The 14159-nt window shown below is 60.3% G+C and carries 12 protein-coding genes; 5 read left to right on the top strand and 7 right to left on the bottom strand.

From position 1 onward, the window contains the following. Positions 1-323: 323 nt before the first annotated feature. The 4 genes from ACNYC6_RS02085 to ACNYC6_RS02070 all read left to right on the top strand — a co-directional run bounded on the left by ACNYC6_RS02085 (position 324) and on the right by ACNYC6_RS02070 (position 4193). Entirely contained in the window at positions 324-779 is a 456-nt protein-coding gene (locus ACNYC6_RS02085) for a (2Fe-2S)-binding protein (protein WP_160389805.1), read from the top strand. 7 nt (positions 780-786) lie between these two features. Further along, a complete protein-coding gene (locus ACNYC6_RS02080) occupies positions 787-2955 on the top strand; it encodes a molybdopterin cofactor-binding domain-containing protein (protein ID WP_419710849.1) in 2169 nt (722 codons plus the stop codon). A 1-nt stretch (position 2956) separates the two neighbouring features. Continuing rightward, the gene (locus tag ACNYC6_RS02075) at positions 2957-3538 is read left to right on the top strand and encodes a hypothetical protein (RefSeq protein WP_419710848.1); all 582 of its coding nucleotides are present in this window, start codon (positions 2957-2959) and stop codon (positions 3536-3538) included. A gap of 73 nt (positions 3539-3611) precedes the next feature. Next, complete coding sequence (locus tag ACNYC6_RS02070; RefSeq protein WP_419710847.1) at positions 3612-4193, top strand: GGDEF domain-containing protein; 582 nt, start codon at positions 3612-3614, stop codon at positions 4191-4193. Positions 4194-4342: 149 nt separating this feature from the next. Here the strand turns inward: ACNYC6_RS02070 and ACNYC6_RS02065 are convergent, their stop codons facing one another. Continuing rightward, on the bottom strand, positions 4343-4768 hold the full coding sequence (locus ACNYC6_RS02065) for a VOC family protein (protein WP_419710846.1): 426 nt from the start codon (positions 4766-4768) through the stop codon (positions 4343-4345). A gap of 112 nt (positions 4769-4880) precedes the next feature. Between ACNYC6_RS02065 and ACNYC6_RS02060 the strand changes: the two genes are divergently transcribed. Further along, positions 4881-5744, top strand: coding sequence for a LysR family transcriptional regulator (locus tag ACNYC6_RS02060; RefSeq protein ID WP_419710845.1), 864 nt, complete (start codon positions 4881-4883; stop codon positions 5742-5744). 72 nt (positions 5745-5816) lie between these two features. Here ACNYC6_RS02060 and fabI read toward each other — a convergent pair whose 3' ends face one another. From fabI to ACNYC6_RS02030, 6 genes are read right to left on the bottom strand one after another with little or no spacing between them, the layout of a single operon-like run. Further along, entirely contained in the window at positions 5817-6611 is a 795-nt protein-coding gene (gene fabI, locus ACNYC6_RS02055; RefSeq protein ID WP_150768896.1) for an enoyl-ACP reductase FabI, read from the bottom strand. Between the two features lie 20 nt (positions 6612-6631). Further along, on the bottom strand, positions 6632-8242 hold the full coding sequence (locus ACNYC6_RS02050; protein WP_419710844.1) for an ABC transporter ATP-binding protein: 1611 nt from the start codon (positions 8240-8242) through the stop codon (positions 6632-6634). Between the two features lies 1 nt (position 8243). Next, positions 8244-9263: an ABC transporter permease gene (locus ACNYC6_RS02045; protein WP_416127152.1), complete on the bottom strand. Its 1020-nt coding sequence runs from the start codon at positions 9261-9263 to the stop codon at positions 8244-8246. Between the two features lies 1 nt (position 9264). Beyond that, complete coding sequence (locus tag ACNYC6_RS02040; protein WP_034146535.1) at positions 9265-10338, bottom strand: microcin C ABC transporter permease YejB; 1074 nt, start codon at positions 10336-10338, stop codon at positions 9265-9267. A gap of 4 nt (positions 10339-10342) precedes the next feature. Further along, entirely contained in the window at positions 10343-12184 is a 1842-nt protein-coding gene (locus tag ACNYC6_RS02035) for an extracellular solute-binding protein (RefSeq protein ID WP_419710843.1), read from the bottom strand. After that, positions 12181-14001, bottom strand: a complete 1821-nt coding sequence (locus ACNYC6_RS02030; RefSeq protein ID WP_419712898.1) for an extracellular solute-binding protein — start codon at positions 13999-14001, stop codon at positions 12181-12183. Before ACNYC6_RS02030 ends, ACNYC6_RS02035 begins: the two co-directional genes overlap by 4 nt. Positions 14002-14159 lie beyond the last annotated feature (158 nt).

Here is a 14159-nt window from a genome sequence, read left to right as displayed (position 1 = left end):
AGACAGCCTGCTGGCGATGACGGCCGGGCAGCCGACCCGATATCGCGGCTGTATCACATCAAAAGATCGCAGCCTCGTTGCACCCGACAGCTCCAACAGAGAAATGAGTGCGAGCTAGCAATCAGGTCAAACCTTAGGTCGCCGTTACCTGAATAACCGAAATGGACACCTGAGCCCACACAACTTCCGTGACCGGTGGTCGATACACCCCAGCCACCCGATCAATTTGCGCTTAGCTGTAGGGATAACCCGAGGCGCGCGTAGGTTCCAGATCACCACAGCGACGCCCCCTTCAGAACACCGTGAGTCTGAGGACCTTCGCAATGTTGACCCTGAACATCAATGGTCAGGACCAGGAGCTGGATGTCCCTGCGGACATGCCGTTGCTCTGGGTCTTGCGCGATGTCGCGCACCTGACCGGGACCAAATTCGGCTGTGGCATGGCCCAATGCGGCGCCTGCACCGTGCACGTCGATGGCGCTCCATTGCGCTCTTGCATCACCCCCGCCACGGCCGTAGCCCATGGGCAGAAAATTCTTACCATCGAAGGCCTGTCCACCGACGGCTCGCACCCGGTGCAACAAGCCTGGGCTGAGCTCGACGTGGTGCAGTGCGGTTACTGCCAGTCCGGGCAGATCATGTCGGCAGCAGCATTGTTGGCGAAGATTCCACAACCCACCGACAGCGACATCGACCAGGCGCTGTCGGGCAATATCTGCCGATGCGGCACGTATCCCAGAATTCGCGCGGCAGTCAAACGCGCCGCCGAGTTGGGTTGAGGTGGTCATGAACAGTCTCAACCCGTTATCGCGTCGCGGTTTTCTCAAGGGTTCTGCCGTGTTGGGCGGCGGGCTGGTGGTGGCGTTTGTCATTCCCGGTGCCCATCGTTTTGCCGGGGCGGCGCAGAACCAGGGCAACGTGTTCGCACCCAACGCTTTCCTGCGCATCGGCAATGACAACAGCGTCACGGTATTGCTCGGCCATTCGGAAATGGGCCAGGGCATCTGGACGGGCCTGACCATGCTGATCGCTGAAGAGCTGGACGCCGACTGGTCGAAAATAAAGGTCGAACATTCGCCAGCCTCAGCCGCCGATTATGGTTTGGCCGGTTTTGGCGGGATGCAGATTACCGGTGGTTCGACTTCGACCTGGATGGAGTTCGATCGCTATCGCCAGGCCGGTGCGGCAGCGCGATTGATGTTGATCGAGGCGGCGGCCAAGCGTTTCAACGTGGCGCCATCGCAGATTCGCACCGAATCGGGCGTGGTGATTGCCGGCGACCAGCACGCTACTTACGGCGAATTGGCTGATGATGCCGGCAAGCTCCCGGTGCCGGCCCCTGCGTCGATCAAGCTCAAAGAAGCCAAGGACTGGACGCTCATCGGCAAGCCCACCAAGCGCCTGGACACACCGGAGAAAATCACCGGGCGTGCAAAATTCGGCATGGATGTGCAGTTCGAAGGGCTGATGACCGCCATGGTTGCCCGTTCGCCGGTGTTCGGCGGCAGCGTCAAATCCTTCGAAGGCGCCGAAGCGCTGGCCATACCCGGCGTGCACAAAGTGGTGCAGGTGCCGACTGGCGTGGCGGTGATTGCCGATCACTATTGGGCGGCGAAGCTGGGGCGCGATGCGCTGCACGTCGAGTGGGACCTGGGACCGAACACCGGGCTCGACAGTCAGAAACTGCTTGATGACTTCCGCAAACTCGCCGCTACCCCCGGTCTGCCGGCCAGTCAGGCAGGGGATACCCAGGCGGCGCTGGCAAACGCGGCGAAGAAAATCGACGTCGAGTACAGCGTGCCCTACCTGGCCCACGCGCCGATGGAACCGCTCAACTGCACCGTGAAAATCAGCAAGGACAAGTGCGAAATCTGGACCGGTACGCAGTTCCAGACTCTGGATCAGATGATTGCCGGGAAGATCACCGGGCTCAAACCCGAGCAGGTAGAGATCCATACCGAGTTTCTTGGCGGCGGTTTTGGTCGGCGGGCCAATCCCACCTCGGATTTTGTCGCCGAAGCGGTACAGGTTGCGAAAGCCGCAGCCGGGCCGGTGAAAACCGTGTGGGCGCGGGAGGACGATATCCGTGGCGGCTACTACCGCTCGGCCTTCCTGCATCAGGCGCAGGTCGGTTTGGGCGCCGATGGCATGCCGGTGGCGTGGAAGCATGTGATGGTCGGCCAGTCGATCATGGCCGGCACCATGCTCGAAGCGGCCATGGTCAAGGACGGTATCGACAAGACCTCGGTCGAAGGTGTGGCGGACAGTCCCTATCTTGAGGGGATGGCCAACCATCAGGTTGAACTGCACTCACCGAAAACCGGCATCAGTGTGCTCTGGCTGCGTTCGGTGGGGCACAGTCATACGGCGTTTGTCATGGAGTCGTTGATCGATGAACTGGCCAGCGCGGCGGGCAAAGACCCGGTGGAGTACCGGCGAACGCTGCTCAAGGAGCATCCGCGACACCTGGGCGTGTTGAACCTGGCGGTGGAAAAAGCCAATTGGAAAGCACCGCTGCCGGACGGCCATACCTTGGGCGTGGCGGTGCATGAGTCGTTCGGCAGTTACGTGGCGCAGGTCGCCGAAGTGTCTCAGGACAACCTGGCGATTCGCGTGCATCGGGTGGTGTGCGCTGTGGATTGCGGGATTGCGGTCAATCCGCAGAGTATTGCCGCGCAGATGGAGTCCTGCATCGCCTTCGGCCTGGGCTTTACCTTGCACAGTCACCTGACGTTCAAGGGCGGCCAAGTGGTGCAATCCAACTACCACGACTATCAGGTGCTGCGGCTCAACGAGATGCCGGTGGTTGAAGTGCACATCGTGCCCAGCAGCGATAAACCCGGTGGCATCGGCGAGGCCGGCGTACCGCCCACGGCGCCTGCGGTGGCCAACGCGGTATTCGCCCTGACGGGTCAACGCCTGCGTGAGCTGCCGTTGCAGCTGTCGGGGGTGTGAGATGAAACGACATCATTGGTTGCTCGGTTCGGTACTGTTGTTTTGCCTGTTTATCTATGCAACGGAGCTGTTCGCCGATGACAAGGAGGCGCTGAAAGCCTTCGACACCGTGAGACAAGTCTTCCAGAGCCCGCGTTGCCAGAACTGCCACATTCCCGGCGATTCGCCGTTGCAGTTCGACGCCGGAACGCCCCATGCGATGAACGTCGTGCGCGGCATGGACGGCAAAGGGGCGGCCGGTTTGCCCTGCGCCACTTGCCACGCCGAAGCCAATCCACCGGCCAGTTACGGTCCCAAGGCGCCGCCAGGTGCGCCGCATTGGAGCCTGCCGCCGGCGGCGCACAAAATGGCCTGGATCGGCCTGCCAGCGGACAAGCTGTGCAGCATGATCAAGGACCGCAAGGCCAACGGTGACCGGGATTTCGCCGCGCTGATCAAACATGTCAGCGAAGACAAACTGGTGTTGTGGGGCTGGAATCCGGGCGGTAATCGCGCGCCGGTGCCCGTTGCGCACGACATATTCGTCACGCAATTCAAGCTCTGGGCGGATGCCGGTGGGCCGTGTCCGGTGGTGGGTAGCTGACCAACGGCCCGTAAACAGGGAGTTAAACCCGGTATCGAGGGCTCTAAAGAACATACCCACACTGGAGTATGTGATGCTGATTTCAGGTAAGCCGCACAAAAAAGGCGTAGGCGCAGACCCTTTGCGCACGCCGTTACAGGAACGCGAACTGCTGCGCGACCTGGCCCGCAAGGCTGAAAAAGAGCTGACGGGTGTGCAGATGGCAAGCATGGATGAGCTGACGCTGTTACCTAATCGCCACGGTTTCATTGCGCTGGCTCATATGGGGTTGGAGGCCAGCGCACAACTGGAGCGGCCAGCGACGCTGCTGTTTTTCAACCTCGATGAGTTCAAACGCATCAACTACCTGTTTGGCCGCGCCGAGGGCGACGATGCTCTGAAAACCTTCGCCGATGTGCTGCGCATTGGCTTTCGGGAAAGCGATGTGATCGGCCGGCTGGAAGGCGCGACCTTTGTCGCGTTGCTGACCGGTTCCGGCAGCGTGGATCTCACGGCGATCAAGGCACGGCTGGAAGAGATGCTCGACGAACGCAATGCCACGGTGCAACGCGGGTTTGATATTCGTTTCAGCATCGGGCAGATCGAGTTTGATCCGACGCTGCATGGTTCGGTGGAAGAGCTTTTGGCTGGGGCTGAAAAGGTGATGGGCCGATAGCCCACATTTGGAATGCATCCCCCCTGTGGGAGCTAGCTGCTGGCGATGAGGCCGGCACATCCAACAGAAGTGTCAGCAGACACACCGCCATCGCCAGCAGGCTGGCTCCCACAGAGGATCTGTGTATGCGAACCTGCGCATTCATCCTGCTATTTGGCAAACAACTGCCCAATATCCTTGAACGCCTTGAACTCCAGCGCATTTCCACAAGGATCGAACAAAAACATCGTTGCCTGTTCGCCCACCAGCCCCTGAAAACGAATCCCTGGCTCAATCACGAAGCGCGTCCCCAGCGACTGCAAACGCTCCGCCAGCGTTTCCCATTCCGCCATCCCCAACACCACACCAAAGTGCGGCACCGGCACGTCATGGCCGTCGACGGCGTTGGTGTGCGCGGCTTCCTGCGAGGCGTTTTTCGGCGCCAGGTGAATCACCAGTTGATGGCCGAAAAAGTTGAAATCGACCCAATGATCGCTGGAGCGACCTTCTTCTAGGCCAAACACCGAGCCATAAAAGTGCCGTGCGGCGGCCAGGTCGTAGACAGGAATGGCCAGGTGAAAAGGAGAGAGTTGCATCAGGCGAGCCTCGATCATGGGAAGTTGAGTCGAGTTTAGCTCTATGCATTTTGATTGAAAGACGATAGTTTTTGCGTCGAGCTCAAATTATTTCGATCAATCGAGGTGTGCCATGCTGCGCGAGTTGAAGACCTTTATCGCCGTGGCACGCTACGGCACGTTCGCTGCGGCGGGTATGCACATCGGTTTGACGCAGTCGGCGGTCAGCGCGCAGATCCGCAACCTGGAACAGGCCCTCGGCATTCGTTTGTTCGATCGCACCGGGCGTCAGGCGCTGCTCAATGCGGCGGGGCAGCGCGCGCTGCCGATGGCCAGGGAAATGCTCGAGACGTTCAGTCGCATGGCGGTCAGCGACGACGTTAGCGAGTACCGGGGCGAACTGAAAATCGGCGCGGTCGCGACGGTGCAAACCGGGTTACTGCCCCAGACGCTGCTGCGATTGCGCCAGCAAGCACCGTTGCTGGAACCAAAACTGGTGCCCGGTGTGTCGCTGAATTTATTGAGCCAGGTGGACACTGGCGAAGTGGACTTGGCGATCATGATCAAACCGCCATTCGAATTGCCCAAGGAGCTGTCGGCACAGGTGATCCGCCGCGAACCATTCGTGCTGATCGTGCCGGCCGACCTGGAAGGCGACGACCCGTTGCAGTTACTCGCCAAACACCCCCATGTGCGCTACGACCGCAACTCGTTCGGCGGGCGACTGGTGACGCGGTTTCTGCGTGAACAACAGATTGATGTGCACGTTGCGCTGGAACTGGATGAGCTGGAAGCCATTGTGAAGATGGTGGAGTGTGGTTTGGGTGTTTCGCTGTTGCCCGAGGCCGGGTTGTGGCTTGAGCGCGGGGTAAAGGTGAGGGTGATCCGTTTGGGCGAATTGACCTTTTATCGAGAGATCGTCTTGTTGCAGCGCTACAGCCAGCGACAACAGCCGATTCAGCAGTTGTTTGCCAATTGCCTGATACAACCCCAGTAGGAGCTTGCCTACTGAATCCCAGGCATAAAAAACCCGCCAAAGCAGGCGGGTTTTTTAATGGCTAACCGAAGATCACTCTTCGATGTTGCCCATGGCCGTGGTGTTGAAGCCACCGTCCACGTACATGATTTCGCCGCTGATGCCGGACGCCAGGTCCGAGCACAGGAACGCACCGGCGTTGCCGACTTCGTCGATGGTGACGTTGCGACGCAGCGGGGTTTGCGCTTCGTTGGCGGCCAGCATCTTGCGGAAGTTCTTGATGCCGGAAGCGGCGAGGGTACGGATCGGGCCGGCCGATACGCAGTTGACGCGGGTGCCGTCCGGGCCCAGGGAGCCGGCCAGGTAACGAACGCCGGCTTCCAGCGAAGCCTTGGCCATGCCCATGACGTTGTAGTTCGGCATGGTGCGTTCGGCGCCCAGGTACGACAGGGTCAGCAGGCTGCCGTTGCGGCCTTTCATCATTTCGCGGCCGGCCTTGGCCAAGGCCACGAAGCTGTAGGCGCTGATGTCGTGAGCGATGCGGAAACCGTCACGGGTGGTGGCTTCGGTGAAGTCGCCGTCCAGTTGGTCGCCCGGGGCGAAGCCGACGGAGTGCACGATGCAGTCCAGGCCGTCCCACTTCTTGCTCAGTTCTTCGAAGACCTTGGCGATTTCTGCATCGCTGGCCACGTCGCAAGGGAAGCACAGCTCAGGGCTCGAACCCCAGCCTTGTGCGAACTCTTCGACACGACCTTTGAGTTTGTCGTTCTGATAAGTGAAGGCAAGCTCAGCGCCCTCGCGATGCATGGCGGCAGCGATGCCGGATGCGATGGACAGCTTGCTGGCGACACCGACGATCAGTACGCGCTTACCGGCGAGAAAACCCATGTGTTGCTCCTCTTTTCAGGTTATTGCGCAGTGGCTGGTGCCAAAAAAGCGGCTTCCAGCAACTGCTGTGTATAGGGATGTTGGGGGGCGGCAAAAATGCTTTGCGCGTCTCCCTGTTCGACCACTTGGCCATGCTTGACCACCATCAGCTGGTGGCTCAGCGCTTTCACCACAGCCAGGTCATGGCTGATAAACAGATACGTCAGGTTGTACTTGCTTTGCAGTGAACGCAAAAGTTCCACCACTTGGCGTTGCACGGTGCGGTCGAGGGCCGAAGTCGGCTCGTCCAGCAGAATCAACGCCGGTTTTAGCACTAATGCCCGGGCAATGGCGATTCTCTGCCGTTGCCCACCGGAAAATTCGTGGGGGTAGCGGTTCCGGGTTTCCGGGTCCAGACCTACCTCCTTGAGTGCCGCAATGATCGCTTGTTCCTGTTCCGCCTCGGTGCCGATCTTGTGGATCCGCAGACCCTCGCCAACGATCTGGCTTACGCACATCCGGGGGCTCAGGCTGCCAAACGGGTCCTGGAACACCACCTGCATCTCTCGACGAAGCGGCCTGACTTGTTGCTGCGTCAGGCAGTCTAGCTGTTTGCTTTCAAAACGGATCGCACCTTTGCTGCCGATCAACCTCAGGATCGCCAGCCCCAGCGTCGACTTGCCGGAACCGCTTTCACCCACAATCCCCAACGTCTGGCCTTGGGGCAGGCTGAAATTGATGCCGTCCACCGCTTTGACATAATCCACCGTGCGCTTGAGCAGGCCTTTCTTGATCGGGAACCAGACTTTCAGGTCCTCGACTGCCAGCAGTGGCGGGCCGATTTCATTGGTCGCCGGTGTCCCGCTGGGTTCCGCTGCCAGCAGCACCCGAGTGTAAGGATGCTGCGGCGCGCGGAACAACTCTTCGCACGATGCCTGTTCGACGATGCAACCGCGCTGCATGACACATACGCGATGCGCAATTCTTTTAACAAGGTTCAAATCGTGACTGATCAGTAGCAGCGCCATGCCCAGACGAGCCTGCAATTCCTTGAGCAATTCGAGGATTTTCAGCTGAACGGTCACGTCCAGCGCAGTGGTCGGCTCGTCGGCGATCAGCAACTCCGGCTCGTTGGCCAGGGCCATGGCGATCATCACGCGTTGACGCTGACCACCCGACAACTCATGGGGCAGGGCTTTCAGGCGTTTTTCCGGCTCCGGGATGCCAACCATTTCCAGCAGCTCAAGGGTACGCTTGGTCGCGACTTTACCGACCAGCCCCTTGTGGATGCCCAGCACCTCGTTGATCTGCTTCTCGATCGAGTGCAACGGATTGAGCGAGGTCATCGGCTCCTGGAAGATCATCGCAATCCGGTTGCCGCGGATGTGACGAATGGTCTTTTCCTTCAGGTTCAGCAGGTTTTGGCCGGCGTACTCAATGGTGCCGGACGGATGCCGGGCGAGCGGGTAGGGCAGCAGGCGCAGGATCGAGTGTGCGGTCACTGATTTGCCGGAACCGCTTTCGCCTACCAGGGCCAGGGTTTCGCCGCGCTTGATGTCGAAGCTGACACCTTCCACCACGCGTTGGCTGTGATCACCGACGATAAATTCGACGGCGAGGTCGCGTACTTCGATCAGATTGTCCTGATTCATTTCACTTCCTCGGGTCGAAGGCGTCGCGAGCGGACTCGCCGATGAATACCAGCAGGCTCAACATCAACGCCAGCACTGCAAACGCGCTCATGCCCAGCCACGGTGCTTGCAGGTTAGATTTGCCCTGGGCCACCAGTTCACCCAACGACGGGCTGCCGGCCGGCAAGCCGAAGCCGAGGAAATCCAGAGCGGTCAGCGTACCAATGGCGCCGGTCAGGATGAACGGCATGAAGGTCATGGTCGAGACCATGGCGTTGGGCAGGATGTGGCGGAACATGATCGCGCCATTCTGCATGCCCAGCGCCCGGGCGGCACGGACGTATTCCAGGTTGCGTCCGCGCAGGAACTCGGCGCGCACCACGTCCACCAGGCTCATCCAGGAAAACAGCAGCATGATCCCCAGCAGCCACCAGAAGTTCGGCTGGACGAAACTGGCGAGGATGATCAGCAGGTACAGCACCGGCAGCCCGGACCAGATCTCCAGGAAACGCTGCCCGGCCAGATCGACCCAGCCGCCGTAGAAGCCCTGCAGTGCACCGGCAATCACGCCGATGATCGAGCTGAGCACGGTCAGGGTCAGGGCAAACAGCACCGAAACGCGAAAGCCGTAGATCACCCGGGCCAGCACGTCGCGGCCCTGGTCATCGGTGCCCAGCAGGTTGTCCGCCGAGGGCGGCGCCGGGGCCGGGACTTTAAGGTCGTAGTTGATGCTCTGGTAGCTGAACGGGATCGGCGCCCACAGCACCCAGGCGTCCTTGGCCTTGAGCAGTTCGCGGATGTACGGACTCTTGTAATTGGCCTCCAGCGGGAATTCGCCGCCGAAGGTGGTTTCCGGGTAGCGCTTGAGCGCCGGGAAGTACCAGCCGTTGTCGTAATGCACCACCAATGGCTTGTCGTTGGCGATCAGCTCGGCGCCGAGGCTGGCGCCGAACAGGATCAAAAATAGCCACAGCGACCACCAGCCGCGTTTGTTGGCCTTGAACAGTTCGAAGCGGCGGCGATTGAGAGGGGACAGGTTCATCTCAATGCTCCCGGCTTTCGAAGTCGATGCGCGGATCGACAAAGGTGTAGGTGAGGTCGCCGATCAATTTCACCACCAGACCCAGCAGGGTGAAGATGAACAGCGTGCCGAACACCACCGGGTAATCGCGGTTGATCGCGGCTTCGAAGCTCATCAGGCCGAGGCCGTCGAGGGAGAAGATCACTTCCACCAGCAACGAACCGGTGAAGAAAATCCCGATGAACGCCGACGGGAAACCGGCGATCACCAGCAACATCGCGTTGCGGAATACGTGGCCGTAGAGCACGCGGTGATTGGTCAGGCCCTTGGCCTTGGCGGTGACCACGTACTGCTTGTTGATTTCATCGAGGAAGCTGTTTTTCGTCAGCAGGGTCATGGTCGCAAAGTTGCCGATGACCAACGCGGTCACCGGCAAGGCCAGGTGCCAGAAGTAGTCGAGGATCTTGCCACCCATGCTCAGCTCATCGAAGTTGTTCGAGGTCAGCCCGCGCAACGGGAACCAGTCCAGATAACTGCCGCCGGCGAACACCACGATCAACAGGATCGCGAACAGGAACGCCGGGATCGCATAGCCGACGATGATCGCCGAACTGGTCCAGACGTCGAAGTGGCTGCCATGTCGCGTGGCCTTGGCGATCCCCAGCGGGATCGACACCAGGTACATGATCAGCGTGCTCCACAGCCCGAGCGAGATCGACACCGGCATCTTTTCCTTGATCAGGTCGATGACCTTGGCATCGCGGAAAAAGCTGTCGCCGAAATCCAGGGAGGCATAGTTCTTGACCATGATCCACAAGCGTTCCGGCGCCGATTTGTCGAAGCCGTACATGTGCTCGATTTCCTTGATCAGCGCCGGGTCGAGGCCTTGGGCGCCGCGATAGGCGGAACCGGCCACCGACACTTCGGCACCGCCGCCGGCAATGCGGCTGGTGGCGCCTTCGAAGCCTTCTAGCTTGGCGATCATCTGCTCGACCGGCCCGCCGGGGGCGGCCTGGATGATCACGAAGTTGATCAGCAAAATGCCGAACAAGGTCGGAATGATCAGCAGCAGTCGCCGAAAAATATACGCCAGCATCTGATTACTCCGTGCCCGCAGGGTCGGCTTGCAATTTGGTTTCGATTTCTATCGCCGGTTTGGCATCGGGCTTGACCCACCACGTGGCGGTGCCAATGTCATATTTAGGCGAGACCTTCGGATGGCCGATGTGGTTCCAGTACGCCACGCGCCAGGTCTTGATGTGCCAGTTGGGGATCACGTAATAACCCCATTGCAGCACGCGGTCCAGTGCACGGGCGTGGGCCACCAGGCTTTTGCGCGAATCGGCGTTGATCAGTTGCTCGACCAACTGGTCCACCACCGGGTCTTTCAGGCCCATGGAGTTGCGGCTGCCGGGCTTGTCAGCGGCGGCGGTCATCCAGAATTCACGCTGTTCGTTGCCCGGCGAGTTGGACTGCGGGAAGCTGCCGACGATCATGTCGAAATCCCGGGAGCGCACACGGTTGACGTACTGGGAGACATCGACCCGGCGGATTACCAGTTCGATGCCCAGGTCGCTCAGGTTGCGCTTGAACGGCAGCAGCACCCGTTCGAATTCGGTCTGGGCCAACAGGAATTCGATACTCGCCGGTTTGCCGGTGGCGTCGACCATTTTGTCATCGACGATGCGCCAGCCGGCTTCTTGCAGCAGATGATAGGCCTTGCGTTGCTGGGTGCGGATCATGCCGCTGCCGTCGGTGACCGGATTCTGGAACGCCTCGGTGAACACCTGCTCGGGGATCTTGCCGCGGAACGGGTCAAGTATCGCCAGTTGATCGGCGTCCGGCAGGCCGGTGGCGGCCATTTCCGAGTTTTCGAAATAACTGCGGGTGCGTGCGTAGGCACCGTTGAACAACTGCTTGTTGGTCCATTCGAAGTCCATCAGCAGCGTCAGGGCCTGGCGCACGCGCACGTCCTGGAACACCGGGCGGCGCAAGTTGAAGACGAAGCCTTGCATGCCGGTGGGGTTGCCGTTGGGGATTTGTTCCTTGATCAGCCGGCCCTCGGTGACCGCCGGAATGTTGTAGGCGTTGGCCCAGTTCTTCGCGGTCATCTCCAGCCAGTAATCGAACTGCCCGGCCTTGAGGCCTTCGAGCGCCACGGTGTTGTCGCGGTAGTAGTCGGTGGTCATCACATCGAAGTTGTAGAACCCGCGATTGATCGGCAGGTCCTTGCCCCAATAGTCCTTGACCCGTTCATAACGCACCGAGCGTCCGGCTTTCACTTCGGCGACCTTGTACGGTCCGCTGCCCAGTGGCATCTCCAGGTTGCCCTTGTTGAAGTCACGGGTTGCCCACCAGTGTTTGGGCAGCACCGGCAATTGGCCGAGGATCAACGGCAACTCACGGTTGTTTTTATGCTTGAACCTGAACAGCACGGTGAGCGGGTCTTCGGCAACCACATCTTCGACGTCGTTGTAGTAGCCGCGGTACATCGGCGCACCGTCCTTGATCAGCGTCTGGAAGCTGAACACCACGTCTTCGGCGCGCACCGGATGGCCATCATGGAAACGCGCTTCGGGCCGCAGATAGAAACGCACCCAGTCGTTGTCCGGGGCCTTTTCGATCTTGCCGGCGATCAAGCCATATTCGGTGAAGGGTTCGTCCAGGCTCTGCCTGGCCAGGGTGTCGTAGATCAGGTCGATATCGTTGGCCGACACGCCTTTGCTGATAAACGGGTTGAGGCTGTCGAAACCGCCGAAGCCGGCCTGGCGAAAGATGCCGCCCTTGGGCGCGTCCGGGTTGACGTAATCGAAGTGCTTGAAATTGGCCGGGTACTTCGGCGGTTCGTTGTAGAGGGTCAACGCATGTTGCGGGGCGGCACTGGCCAGCCCGACGAACAACAGGGCGCTGGCCTGCAAGAGCAGGGCGCTGATGGGGTTCATCGATCTTTCTCCGAAGACTTCAACCACCACGCGCTCAAGCCCAGGGTGTAGGGCGGCGTGGTGACGAAGGCGAACCGGTTGCGGTACGCCAGGCGGTGATAATTGAGATACCAGTTGGGAATGATGTAGTGCTGCCACAGCAGCACCCGGTCGAGGGCCTTGCCGGCGGCGACTTGCTCATCGCGGGTCTTGGCCGCGAGCAGTTGTTCGAGCAGGTGATCGACCACCGGATTGGCAATGCCCGCGTAGTTCTTGCTGCCCTTGATCCCGACCTGGCTTGAGTGAAAGTACTGCCACTGTTCCAGGCCGGGGCTGAGCGTCTGGTTAAGGGTCATCAGGATCATGTCGAAATCGAACTGGTCGAGGCGCTGTTTGTACTGGGCGCGATCGACCGTGCGCAGCCGGGCGTCGATGCCGATGCTGGCGAGGTTCTCGACGTAAGGCTGGAGGATGCGTTCCAGGTTCGGATTGACCAGCAAAATCTCCAGGCGCAACGGTTGCCCGGCCGCGTTCTGCAAACGCTGGCCGTTGAGCTTCCAGCCCGCCTCGGCGAGCAGGCTCAAGGCCTTGCGCAAGGTTTCGCGAGGAATGCCCTGGCCCTGGGTTTGCGGCAGGTTGAACGCTTCGGTGAGCAATCGGGCGGGGAGTTGTTCGCGGTACGGCTTGAGCATTAGCCATTCGCGGCCGACCGGCAGGCCGGTGGCGGAGAACTCGCTGTTGGGGTAGTAACTCATCGCGCGTTTGTAGGCGCCGCTGAACAGTGTGCGGTTGGTCCACTCGAAGTCGAACATCAACCCCAGCGCTTCGCGAACCCGCGGCTCGGAAAACGTCGCGCGGCGGCTGTTCATGAACAGGCCCTGGGTCTGGGTCGGGATCTGGTGCGGGATCTGCGCCTTGATCACCTCGCCACGGCGTATCGCCGGAAAGCCATAGCCATTGGCCCAGTTCTTTGCCTGATGCTCGATGTAGATGTCGAACTCGCTGGCCTTGAACGCTTCGAACGCGACGTCGCTGTCTCGGTAGAACTCGACCTCCATGCGGTCGAAATTGTACTTGCCACGGTTGACCGAAAGATCCTTGCCCCAGTAATCCTTGACCCGCTCGAAGACGATCTGCCGGCCCGGTGTCACCGAGGTCATGCGATACGGTCCGCTGCCCAGCGGCGGCTCGAAGGTGGTCGCCTTGAAGTCGCGACCTTTCCAGTAGTGCTGCGGCAGCACCGGCAACTCGCCCAGACGCAGGATCAGCAAAGGATTGCCGGCGCGCTTGAACACGAACCGAATGCGCTGCGGGTTGAGAATGTCGACCCGCAACACTTCCTGAAGATTGGTGCGGTACTGCGGATGGCCTTCCTTGAGCAGCAAGCGGTAGGAGAACGCGACGTCGTAGGCGGTGATCGGCGTGCCATCGTGGAAGCGCGCTTCGGGGCGCAGGTTGAACACCACCCAGCTGCGGTCTTCGCTGTACTCCACCGACTGGGCGATCAGGCCATAACTGGAGGTGGGCTCGTCACCCGACGGTGCGTACTGGCCGGTGCCGACCATCAGCGGTTCATTGAGTTCGTTGATGCCGTATTGCAGGAAGTTCGGCGTGGCAACCGGACTGGTGCCCTTGAAGGTATAAGGATTGAGTGTATCGAACGTGCCAAACGCCATCACCCGCAACGTACCGCCCTTGGGCGCTTGCGGGTTGACCCAATCGAAGTGGGTAAATCTGGCCGGATACTTGAGCGTGCCGAACTGCGCATAACCATGGCTTTCGCTGATCGTCGCGCTTGCGGTGGAACTCAAGGCCAGGCTGATCAGGAGCAGGAGCAGGGGACGCTTCAAATAAGAAATCCGATCCGGGCGGCTTGGGCTTGGTGGCCCGTACAGTAACAGCTTGTATGGACAGGAAAAAGACGGGGGGTTAATGCGCCGTTAATGCTCTAACGCAAGCCGAATGACGGGATGCCTTTTTGTAGCCGCTGGCGAAG

This window comes from Pseudomonas sp. NFX224 (assembly GCF_048565165.1).
Taxonomy (GTDB): Bacteria; Pseudomonadota; Gammaproteobacteria; order Pseudomonadales; family Pseudomonadaceae; genus Aquipseudomonas.
The sequence above is the reverse complement of the archived record's forward strand: the minus strand, read 5'-3'. Positions and strand labels throughout refer to the sequence as shown.